This window comes from Streptosporangium sp. NPDC023825, from assembly GCF_040639575.1.
Taxonomy (GTDB): Bacteria; Actinomycetota; Actinomycetes; order Streptosporangiales; family Streptosporangiaceae; genus Streptosporangium.
Genome location: NZ_JBFAAE010000006.1, coordinates 221,572 through 240,715, shown reverse-complemented (window position 1 = coordinate 240,715; position 19,144 = coordinate 221,572). Strand labels below are relative to the sequence as shown.

Below are 19,144 nucleotides of genomic sequence, written 5' to 3'. Positions count from 1 at the left end.
TTCGCGACAGTCTCGTCATCACGGTGTTGCCTCGCTCCACGAGGCCCCCGGGGCTGTCGGTCCGCGTTGTCGACCCGCTTCACGTCGACCTGTCCTCACGCGGGCGGGAGAGACCTCCGGCAGTCTGTCGCGCGCGCCGCCGGAGGTTTATCAGTTGTGAATGTTCCTGTCTGGGCATGGTTCGCCGTCATCGGCGGGCTCCTGGTCGTCCTCGCCTTCGACCTTTGGATCGTCGATCGAGGCGAGGCCCGAGAGTTCTCCCTCAAGCAGGCCGGGTTCTGGGTCGGCTTCTACGTCACCCTCGCCGTGCTCTTCGGCATCGGGCTGTGGGTCTTCGCGGGCCCCACCCCCGCGGGCCAGTTCATCGCCGGGTATCTCACCGAGTACAGCCTGAGCATCGACAACCTCTTCGTTTTCTACATCATCATGACCCGCTTCGCGGTGCCGAAGGTGTACCAGCACAAGGTGCTGCTGATCGGCATCCTGATGGCGCTGGTCATGCGCGGCATCTTCATCGCGATCGGCGCCGCGGCCCTGGCCAACTTCGGCTGGCTGTTCTACGTCTTCGGCCTGTTCCTGATCTACACGGCGGTCCAGCTCGTCCGCCAGTTCGGCCAGGAGGAGCACCTCGAGGAGAACGCGGTGCTGCGCTGGGCGCGGCGGGTGCTGCCGCACACCGACGACTACGTGGGCTCCAAGATCATCGTAAAGGTCGACGGCAGGCGCCTGGTCACCCCGCTGCTGATCGTCATGATCGCCATCGGCACCACCGACCTGCTGTTCGCGCTCGACTCGATTCCGGCGATCTTCGGCCTGACCACCGACGCATTCATCGTCTTCACCGCGAACGCGTTCGCCCTGATGGGCCTGCGCCAGCTGTACTTCCTGCTGGGCGGCCTGCTCCAGAAGCTGGTCTACCTCAGCTTCGGTCTTGCGTTCATCCTCGGTTTCATCGGGGTTAAGCTGATCCTCGAGGCCCTGCACTCCAGCGGTGTCTCCTGGGCCCCCGCGGTGCCGATCTGGTTGTCGCTGTCGGTCATCGTCGTCACGATGATCGTCACCACCGTGGTCAGCTTGATCAAGGCCCGGCGTGACATCCGCGCGGGCAAGGAAAACACCACCCCGGCGAGTGTCGAGCAGGGCTAGCGAATCGGCGTGTGAGGCGCTTTGCTTGTCTCATTGCGCCTTATAAGGGCTGAGAGATGGGTAACATCCTGCCCCAGAGCGGGTAGACATACCGGTCTAATGCCGCAAGACATCACAAAGGTTCCCTGTGTCCCACGATTCAGCAAGCCACATGCCAGGCCCGCTGGGCCTGGCACGTGGCGTCTCCCCGTGGTTGCTCCCGACCGTGGCCGCCGCCGCCGTGACCTCCCTGCTCAGCCGTCGTGACCGGCGCTGGGCGCTGGCGGCGGTCCCGCTGACCGCGCTCACCGGCGGGATGCTCTGGTTCTTCCGCGATCCGGATCGCACTCCGGGCACCGGGCGGATCCTGTCGCCCGCGGACGGCGTGGTGCAGAGCATCGACCCGTGGCCGGACGGCCGCACCCGGGTCGCGATCTTCATGAGCCCGCTCGACGTACACGTCAACCGGGCGCCGCTGGCCTGCACGGTCACCTCGATGGAACACGTGTCCGGGGGGTACCTGCCCGCGTTCAACAAGGACAGCGACACCAACGAGCGGGTCGTCTGGCACCTGGACACCGCGCTCGGCGACATCGAGCTGGTCCAGATCGCCGGCGCGGTCGCGCGCCGCATCGTGCCCTACGTGGCCGAGGGGGCGAAGGTCGCCAAGGGCCAGCGGATCGGCCTGATCAGGCTCGGCTCGCGGGTCGACGTCTACCTTCCCGAGGGGATCGCCCCGGCCGTCTCCGTGGGCCAGAAGACGGTCGCGGGGGTGACGGGTCTTGACCACGGCTGACGCGAGCTGGCCGATGGACGAGACGGACGACGAGCCACGAGGACCCGTGGGCAAGGCGTTCCGGCTGTCGGCCGCGGACTCCCTGTCTCTCGGCAACGCCCTCTGCGGCTTCCTCGCGGTCTGCGTGCTCGCCTGGTCGGCCATCAGCGCGCTGCAGCAGGACAAGCCCTTCGCGGCCGATCCTCGCTTCTTCGGCACCGCGGTGGTGCTCCTGCTGATCGGCGCCACCTGCGACCTGTTCGACGGCCTGGTGGCCCGCAAGTTCCGCGCCTCGGCCATGGGCGCCGAGCTGGACAACCTCGCCGATGTGATCAGCTTTGGCTTCGCGCCCGCCTTCATGGTGGTCATCTGGGCGGGTTTCAACCAGCAGATTCCCTTTCTGCTGGTGATGGCCGCGGCGTCTTCGGTGTTGCTGGCCGGGGTCGTCCGGCTCGCGCGCTTCGCCTGTGTGAAGACCAAGAGCGGCGACTTCATGGGGCTGCCCATCCCGATGGGCGCGATGACCGTGGTCTCGATCGTGCTGCTGTTCCCCCCGTCGATCTGGACGATCCTGCCCGTCTTCGGGGTGGCGTACCTCATGGTGAGCCGCATCGAGTATCCCAAGCCCAAGGGCAACCTGGCCGCCGCGGTGCTCGCCTGGATGATGATCAACGTCGCCTGCCTCACCATCTGGGTCGCGGGCCTGGCCGGTGGCGACACGCTGATCAAGGTCGGGGCGGTCATGCAGATGACGATCGTGGCGGCCATCCCGCTGCGGGTCCTGATGTTCAAGCGGGAGAAGCGCAAGGAGCAGCGCAAGGCGTCCGCCGGGGTCGGCTGACCGCCCGCGGCGCGCTCACGCCGTCTCCCCGCGGGCATGGCGAATGGTCGCCGGTACGCCATGCCCGGACCCGTTCTCGTCCCGGAATGCCCCGGCACGCTTCCCATGTCCGGCGTGGCTGCGTTCAATTGCCTCATGGGAGCTGAGCCGCATGAGCACACCCGTACCTACTTCCTCGGCATGCTCGCCCGTGAGCTGGAGCTGAGGGGCATGAGCGTGACGCTCAGGCGGAGCCCGCCGTCGCTGCGGGTCAGCGATCCCGAGGCGGCGATGTTCAACGAGACCCTCGACTGCGTCCCGCTGGCCGAGGGCTGGTTCTACCGCTGGTCCTGGGGCGACCTGGTGGAGCGGGTGGAGGATCCGGCCAAGGCGGCGGATCGGATCCTCCGGGTCTTCGGCGGCTGAGGGCCGCCTTCGTGCCGCGCCCGGGCGGCGGGGAGCCCGGCCGTACGGGCCCGGCCTCCCCGCCCCCGGGGGTGTGTCACCAGCCGCGCTCGCGCCACTCGGGCAGCGAGGGGCGCTCGGCGCCGAGCGTGGTGTCCTTGCCGTGGCCCGGGTAGACCCAGGTGTCGTCCGGCAACCGGTCGAAGATCCGCTCCGACACGTCGGCGAAGAGCTGGGCGAACCGTTCGGGATCCTTGTTGGTGTTGCCGACGCCGCCGGGGAAGAGCGAGTCGCCGGTGAACAGGTGGCCCGGATAGTGCAGGGCGATCGAGCCGGGGGTGTGCCCGCGCAGGTGGATCACCTCCAGGCTGACCACGCCGACGGTGATCCCGTCGCCGTCCTCCACCTCCAGGTCCACCGGTACCGGCAGTGCCCCCGCGTCGAGCGGGTGGGCGATCACCGAGGCGCCGGTCGCCCTGGCGACCTCCTCCAGGGCCTGCCAGTGGTCGCCGTGCTGGTGGGTGGTGACGATCTTGCTGATCGGCCGGTCGCCGATGAGTTCGAGCAGCCGGTCGGGCTCGGCGGCCGCGTCGATGAGCGCGCCGTCGCCGGTCTGGGTGCACCGGACCAGGTAGGCGTTGTTGTCGAACGGGCCGACGGCCAGCTTGGCGATCGTCAGGGCGGGCAGCTCGCGCAGGTCGGCGGGGCCGCCGACCTGAACATCACCGGTGTACGTCACGGATTCTCCTCGGACGGGGTCGCGGGAGGGCCGGGCGGCGCGCGCCCTGCCCTCGTCACCCTCATCATTCCGCCCGGCGGGCCGGTTGGGGCATAAGCAGGGGTGTTCACATCGTTGAAACCGTGGGCCACCTGCCATGTCCGGGCGAAGGCCGTAGGCTGGAGAGGGCGGGAAAACGACTCCGGACGCCGGTCCGGAAAATTGTCGGCCCCTCTCGCTAGTCTTCCCGCGACCGCTTCCAACCCTCTATCAACGACGTCGGGACTGCTGTGGCTGACCGCCTCATCGTGCGTGGTGCACGTGAACACAACCTCAAGGACGTCTCGCTGGACCTGCCGCGAGACTCTCTGATCGTCTTCACCGGACTGTCCGGCTCGGGCAAGTCCAGCCTGGCCTTCGACACGATCTTCGCCGAAGGCCAGCGCCGCTATGTCGAATCGCTGTCGGCGTACGCGCGGCAGTTCCTCGGGCAGATGGACAAGCCCGACGTCGACTTCATCGAGGGGCTCTCGCCCGCGGTGTCGATCGACCAGAAGTCGACGAGCCGCAACCCTCGTTCCACCGTCGGCACGATCACCGAGGTGTACGACTACCTGCGCCTGCTCTGGGCGCGGATCGGCAAGCCGCACTGCCCGCAGTGCGGGCGGGCGATCGCCAGGCAGAGCCCCGAGCAGATCGTCGACCGGGTCATGGAGCTGGAGGAGGGCACCCGCTTCCAGGTGCTCGCCCCGGTGGTCCGCGGCCGCAAGGGCGAGTACGCCGAGCTGTTCACCCAGCTCCAGGCGAAGGGCTTCGCCCGCGCCCGCGTCGACGGCACGGTGGTCCGGCTGGACGAGCCGCCGACGCTGAAGAAGCAGGAGAAGCACGACATCGAGGTGATCGTCGACCGGCTGGCCGTGAAGGAGGGCGCGAGCAGCCGCCTGACCGGCTCGGTGGAGACCGCCCTGAGCCTGTCGGGCGGGACGATCACCCTGGAGTTCGTCGACCTGCCCGAGGACGACCCCAACCGCGAGCGCTTCTACTCAGAGCACCTCTACTGCCCCTACGACGACCTGTCGTTCGAGGAGCTGGAGCCTCGCTCGTTCTCGTTCAACTCGCCCTTCGGCGCCTGCCCGGAGTGCACGGGCCTTGGCGTCCGGATGGAGGTCGACCCCGACCTGGTCGTACCCGACCCGGAGAGGCCGCTGGGCGAGGGCGCGCTCTCCCCGTGGGCCGGCGGCCACACCAGCGACTACTTCGTACGCCTGGTCGAGGCGCTCGGCCTGACCATGGGCTTCGGTCTCGACACCCCGTGGGAGCGGCTGCCCAAGAAGGCGCAGAAGGCCCTGCTGTACGGCCACGACGAGCAGGTCCACGTCCGCTACAGCAACCGCTACGGCCGCCAGCGCTCCTACTACACCACCTTCGAGGGGGTCATCCCCTGGGTGCAGCGCCGCCACGGCGAGTCCGACAGCGACGGCATGCGCGAGAAGTACGAAGGCTACATGCGGGAGATCCCGTGCCCGGCCTGCGAGGGGGCCAGGCTCAAGCCGGTCTCGCTCGCCGTCACGGTCGACGGCCGCTCGATCGCCGACGTCTCGTCGATGTCGATCGGCGACTGCGCGAAGTTCCTGGCGGGGCTGAAGCTGTCCGACCGCGACATGCACATCGCCGAGCGGGTGGTCAAGGAGATCAACGCCCGGATGGGCTTCCTGCTCGACGTGGGTCTCGACTACCTGACCATGGACCGGGCCTCCGGCACCCTCGCCGGTGGCGAGGCGCAGCGCATCCGGCTCGCCACCCAGATCGGCTCGGGCCTGGTCGGAGTGCTGTACGTGCTGGACGAGCCCTCCATCGGCCTGCACCAGCGGGACAACCAGCGGCTGCTGGAGACCCTGATCAGGCTGCGCGACATGGGCAACACGCTCATCGTGGTCGAGCACGACGAGGACACCATCGCCGCCGCCGACTGGGTGGTCGACATCGGCCCCGGAGCGGGTGAGCACGGCGGCCAGGTCGTCGTCTCGGGCACCGTGGCCGACCTGCTGGCCTCGGAGAACTCGATGACCGGCGCCTACCTGTCCGGCCGCAAGACGATCGCGATCCCGGCCACCCGCCGCAAGCGTGACAAGAAGCGGCAGATCACCGTGAAGGGCGCCCGCGAGCACAACCTCAAGGGCGTCGACGTGGAGTTCCCGCTGGGGCTGCTGACCGCGGTCACCGGGGTCTCGGGGTCGGGTAAGTCCACCCTGGTCAACGACATCCTCTACAACGCGCTGGCCAAGGAGCTGAACGGCGCGCGCACCGTCCCCGGCCGCCACGCGCGGGTCAACGGGATGGACCTGGTCGACAAGGTCGTGCACGTCGACCAGTCGGCGATCGGCCGCACGCCCCGGTCCAACCCGGCGACCTACACCGGTGTCTTCGACAAGGTCCGCGACCTGTTCGCGCAGACCACCGAGGCCAAGGTCCGCGGTTACCAGAAGGGCCGGTTCAGCTTCAACGTCAAGGGCGGCCGGTGCGAGGCCTGCTCGGGAGACGGCACCCTCAAGATCGAGATGAACTTCCTGCCGGACGTCTACGTGCCCTGCGAGGTCTGCCACGGGGCGCGCTACAACCGGGAGACCCTGGAGGTCCACTACAAGGGCAAGACGATCTCCGAGGTGCTCGACATGCCGATCGAGGAGGCCCTGGACTTCTTCGACTCCATCCCGGCCATCAAGCGCTACCTGAAGACGCTCAACGACGTCGGCCTGGGCTACGTCAGGCTCGGCCAGCCCGCCACGACCCTGTCCGGCGGCGAGGCCCAGCGCGTCAAGCTCGCCTCCGAGCTGCAGCGCCGCTCCACCGGGCGGACGATCTACGTGCTCGACGAGCCCACCACCGGCCTGCACTTCGAGGACATCCGCAGGCTGCTGGGCGTCCTGGGCAAACTCGTCGACGGGGGCAACACGGTCATCGTCATCGAGCACAACCTCGACGTGATCAAGACCGCCGACTGGCTGATCGACATGGGCCCCGAGGGTGGTTCCCGGGGCGGCAGCGTGCTCGCCGTCGGCACGCCCGAGGAGGTCGCGCTGGTCGACGAGAGCCACACCGGCCGCTTCCTGCGCAAGATCCTCGGCAGCTGAAGGCCGGATTCCGGACCGGGCCGCCCCGTCAATACCCTTGACGCGGAGCCCGGTTCCGATCCGGGGACGACGTTGCGAGAAGGGCCGAGATGAGCACGCAGGAGGCCTCCGCCATGCCCGCGCGCAGGCAGGTGATCGCCGCCGCGGGAGCCGTGGCGTGCGGGGCGGCGCTGGCCGGGTGCGGCGGCGGGGAGTCCGCCGCCGCCATCGTGCCGCCGGGGATCAAGGGGAAGGTCATCGCGCGGACCGCCGACATCCCGGTGGGCGGTGGCAAGGTGATCACCAAGTGGAAAATCGTGATCACCCAGCCGTCCTCGGGGGTGTTCAGGGCGTTCACGGCGAGCTGCCCGCACCGGGGGTGCGCGGTCGGCAGGGTCGGGGACGGCGTGATCCGCTGCCCCTGCCACGGCAGCGAGTTCGCCGCCGACTCCGGCAAGTGTCTCAAGGGCCCGGCGGAGGCGCCGCTGGTCCAGTACGCGCTGAGGGTCGAGGGCGACGGGATCGTCATGGTCTGACGGTTCGCGCCGTCCTCCTTTCCGGGGAGGCGCGGGCGCCTCTCAGGGGAGGCGCGGGCTCGGGAGCGCCGGAGCCGGTTCGCCGGGGGCGAAGCCCGCCCCGACGGTTTCCAGGCGATCCTCCGGATGGCCCGGAAAGATGGCCGAGGCGGTAATTCTTCACAGTCTTCTGACATGACGTACGGCATGCTGAACCGTCATCGGGGTTCCAGCCGTACCTGAAGATGATGATTCTGGAGGATATTCATGACTGAGACGACACGTCGTACCGTGATATTGAGCGCCGGAGGGGCCGGGATGGCCGCGGTGCTGACCGCGTGCGCGGGATACGGAGAGCCCGCGGCGGACGGCGCGGACACGTCCGCGACCGCCGCCTCGCAGGCGCCCGAGGCGGCCGAGACGGGCGCGGGTGCCGAGGGGAGCTCCGGGGCGAACGCTTTGGCCAAGACCGCGGACATCCCCGAGGGGGGCGGCAAGGTCTTCAAGGACGAGAAGATCGTGATCACCCAGCCGACCGCGGGGGAGTTCAAGGCGTTCAGCTCCGTCTGCACCCACCAGGGGTGTGACGTCGACAAGATCGCGGACGGCACCATCGACTGCCCGTGCCACGGCAGCAAGTTCAAGATCACTGACGGTTCCGTGGCGAACGGCCCGGCCGACAAGCCTCTGGAGGAGAAGGCGATCAAGGTGGACGGCGACTCCATCGTCCTCGCCTGAATCCGGCCGCGGGCCCGCCGCCGGGAGGAACGTTCCGGCGGGGGGCCGGGTGCCACGCGGCGGCCCCCGTACGGCCCGGCCCGGGTCACCTCGCGCGGCGACGGGCGCCGCATGAGGGTGTGGCCCGTCCGGCCGGCCGGGCGGGAGAAACCGCGACGAGGGCCCGGGCGGGAGGACCGGCGAGGAAAGCTGTAAGGAAACCTGTCGGTCCGGGCCGATAGTCTTTCCGTGTGGCGAGATCTGTGGGTGGTCCGGTGAGTTTCCGGCCGAAGCCGGGGTCCATCCCCGAGTCCCCGGGCGTCTACCGGTTCAAGGACGCCGAGGGCCGGGTCATCTACGTCGGCAAGGCCAAGAGCCTGCGCCAGCGGCTCAACTCCTACTTCGCCGACTTCGCGGGCCTGCACCCGCGCACCCAGACCATGCTCACGACGGCCGTGGACGTCGACTGGACGGTCGTCGGCACCGAGGTCGAGGCGCTCCAGCTCGAATACTCCTGGATCAAGGAGTACGACCCCCGGTTCAACGTCAAGTACCGCGACGACAAGTCCTACCCCTACCTCGCGGTCACCATGGGGGAGGAGTTCCCCCGGGTCCAGGTGCTGCGCGGCGCCAAGCGCAGGGGCACCCGCTACTTCGGCCCCTACTCCCACGCCTGGGCGATCAGGGAGACCGTCGACCTGCTGCTGCGGGTCTTCCCGATCAGGAGCTGCTCGGGCGGGGTGTTCAAGCGGGCCGCGCAGATCGGCCGCCCCTGCCTGCTGGGCTACATCGACAAGTGCTCGGCCCCCTGCGTCGGCAGGGTCACCGCCGAGGAGCACCGGGACCTGGCCGACGACTTCTGCGAGTTCATGGCCGGCAACACCGGCCGGTTCATCAAGCGGCTGGAGCGCGAGATGCGCGAGGCCGCCGTCGCGCAGGAGTACGAGCGGGCCGCCAGGCTGCGTGACGACGTCCAGGCGCTGCAGCGGGCGATGGAGAAGCAGGCCGTGGTCCTCGGCGACAACACCGACTGCGACGTGGTCGCCCTGGCGGAGGATCCGCTGGAGGCCGCCGTCCAGGTGTTCTACGTTCGCAGCGGGCGGATCAGGGGACAGCGCGGCTGGGTGGTCGACAAGGTCGAGGAGGTCGCGCCGGGCGAGCTGGTCGAGCAGTTCCTGCTGCAGATGTACGGCGACGCGGCCGCCGAGGCGCTGCCCAGGGAGGTGCTGGTGCCCGTCCTGCCCCCCGACGCCGAGGCGGTCACCGAGCTGCTCGGCGAGCACCGCGGGGCACGGGTGGAGATCAGGGTCCCCCAGCGCGGCGACAAGAGGTCGCTGATGGAGACCGTCGAGCGCAACGCCGTCGAGTCCCTGAAGCAGCACAAGCTGAAGCGGGCCAGCGACCTGACCGCGCGCAGCAGGGCGCTGCAGGAGGTCGCCGACGCACTCGACCTCGACCAGGTGCCGCTGCGCATCGAGTGCTACGACGTCTCCCACATCCAGGGCACCAACGTGGTGGCCTCCATGGTGGTATTCGAGGACGGCCTGGCCCGCAAGAGCGAGTACCGCAGGTTCTCCGTGCGTTCCACCGAGGGTGACGTCGCCTCCATCCACGAGGTGATCTCCCGCCGGTTCAAGCGCTATCTGGAGGAGCGCTCCGCCACCGGGGAGCTCGACGCGGCGGCCGGGGCCGATCCCGCGGAGGAGGCCGCCGAAGAGCCGGGGGAGGGGTTGCGGACACCGGGCATCGACCCGGAGACCGGCAAGCCGCGCAAGTTCGCCTACCCGCCCAACCTGGTCGTCGTCGACGGCGGTCCCGCGCAGGCCGCGGCGGCCCGCAGGGCGCTCGACGAGCTGGGCGTGGACGACGTGGCGGTGTGCGGCCTGGCCAAGCGGCTGGAGGAGGTCTGGCTGCCCGGCGAGGACCTGCCGGTGATCCTCGCCCGCTCCAGCGAGGCCCTTTACCTTCTCCAGCGGGTACGCGACGAGGCCCATCGCTTCGCCATCGCCTACCATCGATCCAAACGGTCGAAGAGCGTCAAGGAAAGCGCTCTGGACGAGGTCCCCGGTCTCGGGCCGGCCCGCAGGCAGGCGTTGATCAAGCATTTCGGATCGGTGAAGCGGCTGCGGGAGGCGACCGCGGCGCAGATCTGCGAGGTTCCCGGGATCGGCCCCTCAACGGCCGAGACGATCGTGTCGGTCTTGAAGGGGCAGAACCCATGAGCGAAAGAGAGCCCGCGTTCGTCCTCGTCACCGGAATGTCGGGGGCGGGGCGGAGCACCGCCGCCAAGGCCCTGGAGGACCTGGGGTGGTTCGTCATCGACAACCTGCCGCCCGGACTGCTGTTCGCCATGGCCGAGGAGGCGGGGCGGGTCAAGCTGGCCGCCGACAAGGTGGCCGCGGTGGTCGACGTGCGCAGCCTGGCCTTCACCAGTGACCTCAACAGCGCGATCGAGGAGCTGGAGGGGCGCGGCGTCGCCGTACGCGTGGTGTTCCTGGAGGCCAGCGACGAGGAACTGGTCCGCAGGTTCGAGAACGTCCGCCGCCCGCACCCGCTGCAGGGCGACGGCCGCCTGGTCGACGGGATCGCCCGCGAGCGCGGCATCCTGCGCGAGGTCCGGGCCAACGCCGATCTGGTGATCGACACCTCCAACCTCAACGTCCACGAGCTCCGCGGGAAGATCGTCGCCTTCTTCGGCGGCGAGGACCGCCCCGGCCTGCGGGTCAACGTCGTCTCCTTCGGCTACAAGTACGGCCTGCCCGTCGACGCGGACCTGGTCGTCGACTGCCGGTTCCTGCCCAATCCCCACTGGGTTCCCGAACTTCGCCCCATGAACGGACTGGACGCTCCCGTACGGGAGTACGTTCTCAACCAAGCGGGTGCGAAGGAACTCCTCGACGCCTACGAGGAGGTGTTCGCCATCATCGCCTCCGGCTACACCCGCGAGGGCAAGAGCTACGCCACGCTCGCCGTCGGCTGCACCGGCGGCAAGCATCGCAGTGTCGCCATGGCCGAGCAGATCGGCGGCCGGCTGCGCGATAGGGGTGGCATGGAGGTGCAGGTGAGCCATCGGGATGTGGGCCGGGAGTGAACGAAGGTCTCAAGATCGTCGCACTGGGTGGGGGACACGGGCTGTACGCCTCGCTGTCGGCGTTGCGGAGGGTCACCTCCCGGCTGACGGCGGTGGTCACCGTCGCCGACGACGGGGGGTCGAGCGGCCGTCTTCGCCGTGAGCTCGGCGTGCTCCCCCCGGGAGACCTGAGGATGGCCCTGGCGGCCCTGTGCGGTGACGACGAGTGGGGGCGCACCTGGAGCGAGGTCGTTCAGCACCGCTTCCGCAGCGAGGGCGACCTGCACGGCCACGCGATCGGCAACCTGCTGATCGTGGCGCTGTGGGAGCGGCTCGGCGACACGGTCTCCGGGCTCGACTGGCTCGGGCGGCTGCTCGGCGCGCACGGGCGGGTGCTGCCGATGTCCTCGGTGCCGCTCGACATCGCCGCCGAGGTCGAGCTGGACGGCGAGGTGAGCACGGTACGCGGCCAGGTGGCCTGTGCCCTCACCCCCGGCAGGGTCCGGGCCATCTCGCTGCTTCCCGAGGATCCGCCGGCGTGCCCCGAGGCCGTCCAGGCGGTCCTCGACGCCGACTGGGTGGTGTTCGGCCCCGGATCCTGGTTCACCAGCGTGCTGCCCCACCTGAAGGTGCCCGAGCTGGCCGAGGCGCTGCACACCACCCGCGCGCGCCGCCTGGTCGCGCTGAACCTCGCCCCGCAGCCGGGGGAGACCGACGGCTTCTCCCCCCAGAAGCACCTGGAGGTGCTGCGCCAGCACGCGCCCTCCCTGGAGATCGACGTCGTCGTCGCCGACACCGGGGTGATCGAGGACCGCGACGAGCTGGAGAAGGCCGCGGCCGACCTCGGCGGCAGGCTGGTCCTCGCCTCCGTGGCGGACGAGGACGGCTCCCCGCGACACGATGCACAACGTCTTGCCTCCGTCCTGGACGAGATTTTCCGTGAGAAGCGTTGATCCTGGTCAGCGGTGCTCAGGAGTGCGAGAAACTTCTGTGAGCCTGATTTATCTCGGGCCGCATGGGGTCTGTATGGGGGAGGACGAACGCGCATGGCGATGACAGGTGTGGTCAAGGACGAGCTGAGCAGGCTGCCGGTCCTGAAGCCTTGCTGCCGTAAGGCCGAGGTGTCGACGCTGCTGCGGTTCGCGAGCGGGTTGCATCTGGTGAGCGGCCGGATCGTGATCGAGGCCGAGCTTGACACCAACGTCACCGCCCGGCGGCTGATCAAGGACATCGGTGAGGTTTTCGGGCACAAGGCGGAGGTGCTCGTCCTGGCCCCCGCCGGACTGCGCAAGGGCTCGCGTTACCTCGTGCGGGTCTACCGCGACGGGGAGGCGCTCGCCCGCCAGACCGGTCTGATCGACAACCACGGGCGCCCGGTCCGCGGCCTGCCCCGCCAGGTCGTCGCAGGGGCGACCTGCGACGCCGAGGCGGCCTGGCGGGGGGCGTTCCTGGCGCACGGCTCGCTCACCGAGCCGGGACGCTCGATGTCGCTGGAGGTCACCTGTCCCGGGCCGGAGGCGGCGCTCGCGCTGGTCGGGTCCGCGCGGCGGTTGAAGATCCACGCCAAGGCCCGCGAGGTGCGCGGCGTCGACCGGGTGGTGGTCCGTGACGGCGACGCCATCGGCGCGCTGCTGACCAGGCTGGGCGCCCACGACAGCGTGCTGGCCTGGGAGGAGCGGCGGATGCGCCGCGAGGTCCGTGCGACGGCCAACCGGCTGGCCAACTTCGACGACGCCAACCTGCGCCGTTCGGCCCGCGCCGCGGTCGCCGCGGGGGCCAGAGTGCAGCGGGCCCTGGAGATCCTCGGGGAGGAGGCCCCCGAGCACCTGGTGATCGCCGGCCGCCTGCGGGTGGAGCACAAGCAGGCCTCCCTGGAGGAGCTCGGTCAGCTCGCGGACCCGCCCCTGACCAAGGACGCCATCGCCGGCCGGATCCGCCGCCTGCTGGCCATGGCCGACAAGCGCGCCCAGGACATCGGCATCCCCAACACCGAGGCCAATCTCACCGTCGACATGCTGGCCCCGTAGTCCCCTTCCGGATCGGGCCGAGGAAAGGCCCGCCGCTCAGGGCTGCTTCTTGGGCTCGAAGTAGTTCACCCGGTCGGCCTCGTCCGGCTGCGGGACGGACGAGGCGCGGGCGTCGTGGGCCTCGCGGGCGGCCTTGACGCGCCTGTTCACGAAGCTGAAGCCCGCGTAGGCGGCGACCACCCAGAACAGCAGCGCCACGGGGTCGCTCCCGAGCGCCTCGGGGAAGGCGTCGAGGACCCGGACGACAGCGGGGCCGTAGTCCTCGCCGGACAGCCGCACCCAGACGATGACGGCCCCGGCGATCTGGCCGAGCGCGGCGCCGGCGAGGGAGAGGAAGGCGGCCAGCGGCGGCAGTACCGGGCTGGTCGGCCTGACCGCGATCATGGCGAGACCGACGAGGAGACCGACGCCGATCGCGGCGAATCCGATCTCGTACCCGCTGAAGGCGATGAGCGCGCCGTAGGCCGCGGCACCGGCGACGGTGGCCAGGAGACCGGCGATAATGCCTGGTAGGAGCCCATTCGCCAGGTGCGGATCGTTGTCTGTCATGGCAGTTCCTCTTGGGGTTGGAGGTATTTACGGTGACGAGTCGGGCACTTTACTTGAATGGTGCGATACCTGTTCGTGGGTTAACGAATAACGGAGCACCCCCTCAAGTGGTCTAGGCCAATTTGGGTCCGATAAGGTTCGTGGTTGAGGTTTCAGCCCGCCCCAAGTCGCCGGTCCGAGAGACCGGCGCACCGACGTACGAGGAGATCGGCACCGTGACCATCCGCGTAGGCGTCAACGGATTTGGCCGCATCGGCCGCAACTTCTGGCGCGCGGTCGCTGCCAGCGGCAAGGACATCGAGATCGTCGCGGTCAACGACCTGACCGACAATGCCACGCTCGCCCACCTGCTGAAGTACGACAGCATCCTCGGCCGCCTGCCGTACGAGGTGAAGAGCACCGCCGACGAGATCATCGTGGACGGCAAGACGATCAAGGCGTTCGCCGAGCGCGACCCCGCCAAGCTGCCCTGGGGCGACCTGGGCGTGGACGTCGTCGTCGAGTCGACCGGCTTCTTCACCGACGCCAACAAGGCCCGCGTGCACGCCGAGAACGGCGCCAAGAAGGTCATCATCTCGGCTCCGGCCAAGAACGAGGACGTCACCGTGGTGATGGGCGTCAACCACGACAAGTACGACCCGGCCAGCCACACGGTCATCTCCAACGCCTCCTGCACCACCAACTGCCTGGCGCCGATGGCCAAGGTCCTCAACGACACCTTCGGTATCGAGAAGGGTCTGATGACCACGATCCACGCCTACACGCAGGACCAGAACCTGCAGGACGCCCCGCACAGCGACCTGCGCCGTGCCCGCGCCGCCGCGATCAACATCGTGCCGACCTCGACCGGCGCCGCCAAGGCCATCGGCCTGGTGCTGCCCGAGCTCAAGGGCAAGCTCGACGGCTTCGCGCTGCGCGTGCCGATCCCCACGGGCTCGGCCACCGACCTCACCGTCGAGGTCGGCCGCGAGACCACCGTCGAGGAGGTCAACGCCGCGCTCAAGGCCGCGGCCGAGGGCGAGCTCAAGGGCTACCTCACCTACAGCGAGGACCCGATCGTCTCCTCCGACATCGTCACCGACCCGTCGTCCTGCATCTTCGACGCGCCCCTCACCAAGGTGATCGGCAACCAGGTCAAGGTCGTCGGCTGGTACGACAACGAGTGGGGTTACTCCAACCGTCTCGTCGACCTCATCGAGCTGGTCGGCGCCGACCTCTGATGAAGGACATCTCCGAGTTCGACGTGGACGGTCGGCGCGTCCTGGTGCGCGCCGACCTCAACGTCCCCCTGGAGGGGGACGTCATCACCGACGACGGCCGCATCCGCGCCTCGGTGCCGACGATCAAGGAGCTCGCGGGCCGGGGTGCCCGCGTGGTCGTCGTCGCGCACCTGGGACGCCCCAAGGGCAAGCCGAACCCGGAATACTCCCTGGCCCCCGTCGCCAAGCGGCTGGGCGAGCTCCTGGGCGCCGACGTCGCCTTCGCGACCGATGTGGTCGGCACCTCCGCCCAGGAGGTCGTGGAGGCCCTGCAGGACGGCCAGGTGGCCCTCCTGGAGAACCTGCGCTTCGAGCCGGGCGAGGAGTCCAAGGACGACGCGGAGCGGGCCGCCTTCGCCGCGAAGCTCGCCGCCTTCGCCGACGTCTACGTGGGCGACGGCTTCGGCGCGGTGCACCGCAAGCACGCCAGCGTCTACGACGTGCCCGGCCTGCTGCCGCACGCCGCGGGCCGGCTGGTCCTGGCCGAGGTCGAGGTGCTCAGGAAGCTGACCGACGACACCGAGCGGCCGTACGCCGTGGTGCTCGGCGGTGCCAAGGTCTCCGACAAGCTCGGCGTCATCGGCAACCTGCTCACCAAGGTCGACCGGCTCCTCATCGGCGGCGGCATGGCCTACACCTTCCTGAAGGCCCAGGGCTACGAGGTCGGCAGGTCGCTGCTCCAGGAGGACCAGCTCGACAAGGTGCGCGGCTTCCTCGACGAGGCGGGCAAGCGCGACGTGGAGATCGTCCTCCCGGTCGACATCCTGGCGGCCGTCGAGTTCGCCGAGGACGCCGAGTACGAGGTGGTCGACGCCACCGCGATCCCGGCCGACCGCGAGGGACTCGACATCGGCCCGCGCACCCGCGAGCTGTTCGCGGGCAAGCTGGCCGACGCCAGGACGGTGTTCTGGAACGGCCCGATGGGCGTCTTCGAGTTCGAGGCCTTCTCCGGCGGAACTCGCGCGGTCGCCGAGGCGTTGATCGCCTCTGAGGCCTTCACCGTCGTCGGCGGTGGGGACTCGGCCGCCGCCGTGCGCAGGCTCGGCCTGGCCGAGGACGGGTTCTCGCACATCTCCACCGGTGGCGGGGCCAGCCTCGAATACCTGGAGGGCAAGACCCTCCCCGGACTCGTGGCGCTGGAGCGGCAGAAGTGAACCCACGCGGTGAGCGGAGTGGCCGGTCGACGACCGACGCCGTCCGCGTAGTCAACAGGGAGTGGTGAGCGAACGATGAGCACACCTCGCAAGCCGCTCATGGCAGGCAACTGGAAGATGAACCTCAACCACCTCGAGGCCATCGCGCACACCCAGAAGCTCGCCTTCGGGCTGAACGACAAGGACTTCGACCGGGTCGAGGTGGCCGTGCTGCCGCCGTTCACCGACCTGCGCAGCGTGCAGACCCTGGTGGACGGCGACAAGCTGCGGATCGTCTACGGCGCGCAGGACCTGTCCGAGCACGACGGAGGCGCCTACACCGGCGAGATCTCCGGGACCATGCTCGCCAAGATCGGCTGCACCTTCGTGCTCGCCGGGCACTCCGAGCGCCGCCAGTACCACGGCGAGGACGACGACGTCGTCAACGCCAAGGTGCAGGCGGCCTACCGGCACTCGCTCACCCCCATCCTGTGCGTGGGGGAGGGCCTGGAGGTCCGCCGGGCCGGTGGCCAGGTGGCCCACAGCGTCGCCCAGCTCGACGGCGGGCTCCGCAAGGTCAGCGCCGAGCAGGCCGCCTCCGTCGTGCTCGCCTACGAGCCGGTGTGGGCGATCGGCACCGGCGAGGTGGCCACCCCGGACGACGCGCAGGAGGTCTGCGGGGCACTCCGGGCGCGACTCGCCGAGCTGTACGACGCCGAAGTGGCCGCCGGTGTCCGTATCCTTTACGGTGGGTCGGTCAAGTCTGACAACATCGCCGGCATCATGGCCCAGCCTGACGTCGACGGTGCCCTGATCGGTGGCGCGAGCCTCGACCCCGGGGAGTTCGTCAAGATTTGCCGTTTTGGCGAATTGTCGAGCTGACTGAGCCATTCGGTGGGTACGACTTGACAGCACGTCATACCCTCTTAGAGCAAGTTTGAATCGTCGCGCCTTCGGCGTACATCACGGGTCGTGCCCGGACGCGGGTCACGCGCACATAGGGAACAGGTCAACGGTGACAATCGGAATCTCCATCGCCCTCATCCTGTCGAGCTTGCTGATGATGCTGCTCGTCCTGCTCCACAAGGGCAAGGGCGGTGGTCTCTCGGATCTGTTCGGTGGCGGTTTCTCGTCGTCGTTCGGAGGCTCCTCCGTGGTGGAGCGCAACCTTGACAGGCTCACCGTCATCACCGGTGTCGTCTGGTTCGTCTGCATCATCGCGCTGGGCCTGCTTCTGCGGCCCTGACCCGGTTTCGACAGGCGTGACAGTGGTTCAGTCCCCGCATCCCCAAGCGTCGGGGCCATCGAGCAAGGAGTTCATCCGTGGGTAGTGGCAACGCGATCCGTGGCAGCCGCGTCGGGGCCGGCCCGATGGGGGAGGCGGAGCGCGGCGAGGCGGCCCCCCGTGTTCGGGTGCCTTTCTGGTGCGCGAACATGCATGAGACGCGCCCCAGTTTCGCCAGCGACGCGGCCGTTCCCGAGTTCTGGGACTGCCCCCGGTGTGGCCTCCCCGCCGGTCAGGACGAGGCCAACCCTCCCGCGCCGCCGCGCAACGAGCCTTACAAGACGCACCTCGCGTACGTGAAGGAACGCCGCAGCGACAAGGACGGCGCGCAGATCCTGGCCGAGGCCCTGGAGCGGCTGCGCTCCTCCTCGCGCCCGATCTACTAGCCGGGTCCTCGCCCGTACGGTCCGGCGGCACCGAGACGCACGCCTGAAAGGCCCCCGTGGGAGATCCTCACGGGGGTCTTTCGCGTGCCGTGGCCGTGGTTCGCCGGGAGCCCGAGGGGCGGGGCCGGGCGCTCCCGGGGCGGCCTCCGCCGCGCGCCGCGCCTTGACTAGGGCCTGTTGGGCATGTCGGGCCTGTGTGGCATGTCCGACCTGTTGGATGTATCGCCCATGTGAGACATGCCTCTTCTCTGTGACATGTTGGTCATCTTCTTGGAGGCCATCGCCGCGGCCCCCAGGCCGAGCAGCAGGATGACGATGCCGGTGATGACGTTGTTCCAGATGCTCCCTCTCGTCGCCGAGCCGGTGATCCAGGGAGCCAGGATGGTCCAGATCCCGATGACCGGCGCGACCCAGCTGATCCCGTACGTCCGGCCGTAGGCGGACGCGAAGGCGAGGGCCAGGGCGGCGACCGCGATACCGGTGACGAGGTTGCTCACGGTGAGCCTGGACAGGCCGTTGAAGCCGACCACCCAGGGTGAGATCGCCAGATACAGGCCCGCCAGGAGGCTCAGGCCCTCGATGACCTGGGCTATCGAACTGGAGCCCGCTCGTTCGTACCTTTCCCGCATCTCGATGAGATCGGGGTGGTGTTCCAGACTTGTGGGTCTCGTCATGCCCCATTCCCCCTTGCCGGTCTCCCGTAGTTTTCGATGTCCCGCCAAAACGAATTTATGCTGATATACCCGACATAAGCTCCAAACAGCCCAAAATGGGACAAGATTGTCTAATGACATCGTCGGGACATGGAATCCGGCGGTCGGCTCCGGCGGTCCGCCATGCTGTGACTCTTCATGACTCTTCGTGACGGAGGAAGATCTGCTGTGAACCGGCGCGGTCGCCACGACGGCGCCGCGGGTGGCGCGGGACGTCCTGGGTACGAGACGGGTCACACCCCTCGCGCGAACATGGGAGCCGAGGGGAGCGAGGTTGCCCGGAGGTGACCTTATGGACGAGAAGACGGGAACGCACGACCACCCGAAGAGCGCGCTGAATCTGCGGCTCTTCCTGGCGGTCTTCGGCCTGGTGGTGTGCACGGCTCTGGCCCTGCTGTCGGCGTGGGCCGGGATCACCGCGCTCGCCGTGGCCCTGGCCGTGCTGGCGGTCGTCGCCGTGGTGGACATCGTGGTGGTCGGGATCCGGATCGCCCGCAGACGCCGGCGCGGTGAACGGCACACCCTTTTCGAGTAGGA

The 19,144-nt window shown here is 69.1% G+C and carries 20 protein-coding genes; 17 read left to right on the top strand and 3 right to left on the bottom strand.

Annotation, left to right across the window (positions count from 1 at the left end; all coding sequences use genetic code 11):
• The first annotated feature begins 156 nt into the window (after positions 1-156).
• From AB0G15_RS08585 to AB0G15_RS08570, 4 genes are all read left to right on the top strand, one after another.
• Positions 157-1,146: a TerC family protein gene (locus AB0G15_RS08585; RefSeq protein ID WP_362836692.1), complete on the top strand. Its 990-nt coding sequence runs from the start codon at positions 157-159 to the stop codon at positions 1,144-1,146.
• Between the two features lie 151 nt (positions 1,147-1,297).
• On the top strand, positions 1,298-1,921 hold the full coding sequence (locus AB0G15_RS08580) for a phosphatidylserine decarboxylase (RefSeq protein ID WP_362836690.1): 624 nt from the start codon (positions 1,298-1,300) through the stop codon (positions 1,919-1,921).
• Complete coding sequence (gene pssA, locus AB0G15_RS08575; RefSeq protein WP_362685651.1) at positions 1,908-2,741, top strand: CDP-diacylglycerol--serine O-phosphatidyltransferase; 834 nt, start codon at positions 1,908-1,910, stop codon at positions 2,739-2,741. Before AB0G15_RS08580 ends, pssA begins: the two co-directional genes overlap by 14 nt.
• 135 nt (positions 2,742-2,876) lie before the next feature.
• A complete protein-coding gene (locus AB0G15_RS08570) occupies positions 2,877-3,146 on the top strand; it encodes a hypothetical protein (RefSeq protein WP_362685654.1) in 270 nt (89 codons plus the stop codon).
• 76 nt (positions 3,147-3,222) lie between these two features.
• Here AB0G15_RS08570 and AB0G15_RS08565 read toward each other — a convergent pair whose 3' ends face one another.
• Positions 3,223-3,864, bottom strand: coding sequence for an MBL fold metallo-hydrolase (locus AB0G15_RS08565; RefSeq protein WP_362836688.1), 642 nt, complete (start codon positions 3,862-3,864; stop codon positions 3,223-3,225).
• 269 nt (positions 3,865-4,133) lie between these two features.
• On the opposite strand from AB0G15_RS08565, the gene uvrA reads away from it, so the two are divergent.
• The 7 genes from uvrA (at position 4,134) to whiA (ending at position 13,282) form a co-directional block, all read left to right on the top strand.
• Entirely contained in the window at positions 4,134-6,974 is a 2,841-nt protein-coding gene (gene uvrA, locus AB0G15_RS08560; protein WP_362836686.1) for an excinuclease ABC subunit UvrA, read from the top strand.
• An 89-nt stretch (positions 6,975-7,063) separates the two neighbouring features.
• Positions 7,064-7,489 (top strand): Rieske (2Fe-2S) protein, encoded by a 426-nt coding sequence (locus AB0G15_RS08555; RefSeq protein WP_362836684.1) that lies wholly within the window; start codon positions 7,064-7,066, stop codon positions 7,487-7,489.
• A 246-nt stretch (positions 7,490-7,735) separates the two neighbouring features.
• Positions 7,736-8,206, top strand: a complete 471-nt coding sequence (locus AB0G15_RS08550; RefSeq protein WP_362836682.1) for a Rieske (2Fe-2S) protein — start codon at positions 7,736-7,738, stop codon at positions 8,204-8,206.
• Between the two features lie 242 nt (positions 8,207-8,448).
• The gene (gene uvrC, locus AB0G15_RS08545) at positions 8,449-10,407 is read left to right on the top strand and encodes an excinuclease ABC subunit UvrC (protein ID WP_362836745.1); all 1,959 of its coding nucleotides are present in this window, start codon (positions 8,449-8,451) and stop codon (positions 10,405-10,407) included.
• Positions 10,404-11,276 (top strand): RNase adapter RapZ, encoded by an 873-nt coding sequence (gene rapZ, locus AB0G15_RS08540; RefSeq protein WP_344920849.1) that lies wholly within the window; start codon positions 10,404-10,406, stop codon positions 11,274-11,276. Before uvrC ends, rapZ begins: the two co-directional genes overlap by 4 nt.
• 14 nt (positions 11,277-11,290) lie before the next feature.
• The gene (yvcK, locus tag AB0G15_RS08535) at positions 11,291-12,208 is read left to right on the top strand and encodes a uridine diphosphate-N-acetylglucosamine-binding protein YvcK (protein ID WP_350967978.1); all 918 of its coding nucleotides are present in this window, start codon (positions 11,291-11,293) and stop codon (positions 12,206-12,208) included.
• Positions 12,209-12,301: 93 nt separating this feature from the next.
• Positions 12,302-13,282 carry a DNA-binding protein WhiA gene (gene whiA, locus AB0G15_RS08530; protein ID WP_329079024.1) on the top strand — a complete coding sequence of 327 codons (981 nt, stop codon included), beginning with the start codon at positions 12,302-12,304 and terminating at the stop codon, positions 13,280-13,282.
• A gap of 36 nt (positions 13,283-13,318) precedes the next feature.
• Here whiA and AB0G15_RS08525 read toward each other — a convergent pair whose 3' ends face one another.
• Complete coding sequence (locus AB0G15_RS08525; protein ID WP_362836680.1) at positions 13,319-13,831, bottom strand: hypothetical protein; 513 nt, start codon at positions 13,829-13,831, stop codon at positions 13,319-13,321.
• Between the two features lie 215 nt (positions 13,832-14,046).
• On the opposite strand from AB0G15_RS08525, the gene gap reads away from it, so the two are divergent.
• The 5 genes from gap (at position 14,047) to AB0G15_RS08500 (ending at position 17,894) form a co-directional block, all read left to right on the top strand.
• Positions 14,047-15,051: a type I glyceraldehyde-3-phosphate dehydrogenase gene (gene gap, locus AB0G15_RS08520; RefSeq protein WP_362685673.1), complete on the top strand. Its 1,005-nt coding sequence runs from the start codon at positions 14,047-14,049 to the stop codon at positions 15,049-15,051.
• Positions 15,051-16,244, top strand: coding sequence for a phosphoglycerate kinase (locus AB0G15_RS08515; protein WP_362836678.1), 1,194 nt, complete (start codon positions 15,051-15,053; stop codon positions 16,242-16,244). The genes gap and AB0G15_RS08515 overlap by 1 nt, the downstream gene beginning before the upstream one ends.
• Before the next feature lie 75 nt (positions 16,245-16,319).
• Positions 16,320-17,105 carry a triose-phosphate isomerase gene (gene tpiA, locus AB0G15_RS08510; protein ID WP_362836676.1) on the top strand — a complete coding sequence of 262 codons (786 nt, stop codon included), beginning with the start codon at positions 16,320-16,322 and terminating at the stop codon, positions 17,103-17,105.
• A 133-nt stretch (positions 17,106-17,238) separates the two neighbouring features.
• Positions 17,239-17,469, top strand: a complete 231-nt coding sequence (secG, locus tag AB0G15_RS08505; protein WP_030905020.1) for a preprotein translocase subunit SecG — start codon at positions 17,239-17,241, stop codon at positions 17,467-17,469.
• A gap of 77 nt (positions 17,470-17,546) precedes the next feature.
• Positions 17,547-17,894, top strand: a complete 348-nt coding sequence (locus AB0G15_RS08500) for an RNA polymerase-binding protein RbpA (RefSeq protein WP_012892502.1) — start codon at positions 17,547-17,549, stop codon at positions 17,892-17,894.
• Positions 17,895-18,061: 167 nt separating this feature from the next.
• Here AB0G15_RS08500 and AB0G15_RS08495 read toward each other — a convergent pair whose 3' ends face one another.
• On the bottom strand, positions 18,062-18,568 hold the full coding sequence (locus AB0G15_RS08495; RefSeq protein ID WP_362836673.1) for an SPW repeat protein: 507 nt from the start codon (positions 18,566-18,568) through the stop codon (positions 18,062-18,064).
• Between the two features lie 331 nt (positions 18,569-18,899).
• On the opposite strand from AB0G15_RS08495, the gene AB0G15_RS08490 reads away from it, so the two are divergent.
• Positions 18,900-19,142, top strand: coding sequence for a DUF6343 family protein (locus tag AB0G15_RS08490; protein WP_362836671.1), 243 nt, complete (start codon positions 18,900-18,902; stop codon positions 19,140-19,142).
• The last annotated feature ends 2 nt before the right edge of the window (positions 19,143-19,144 follow it).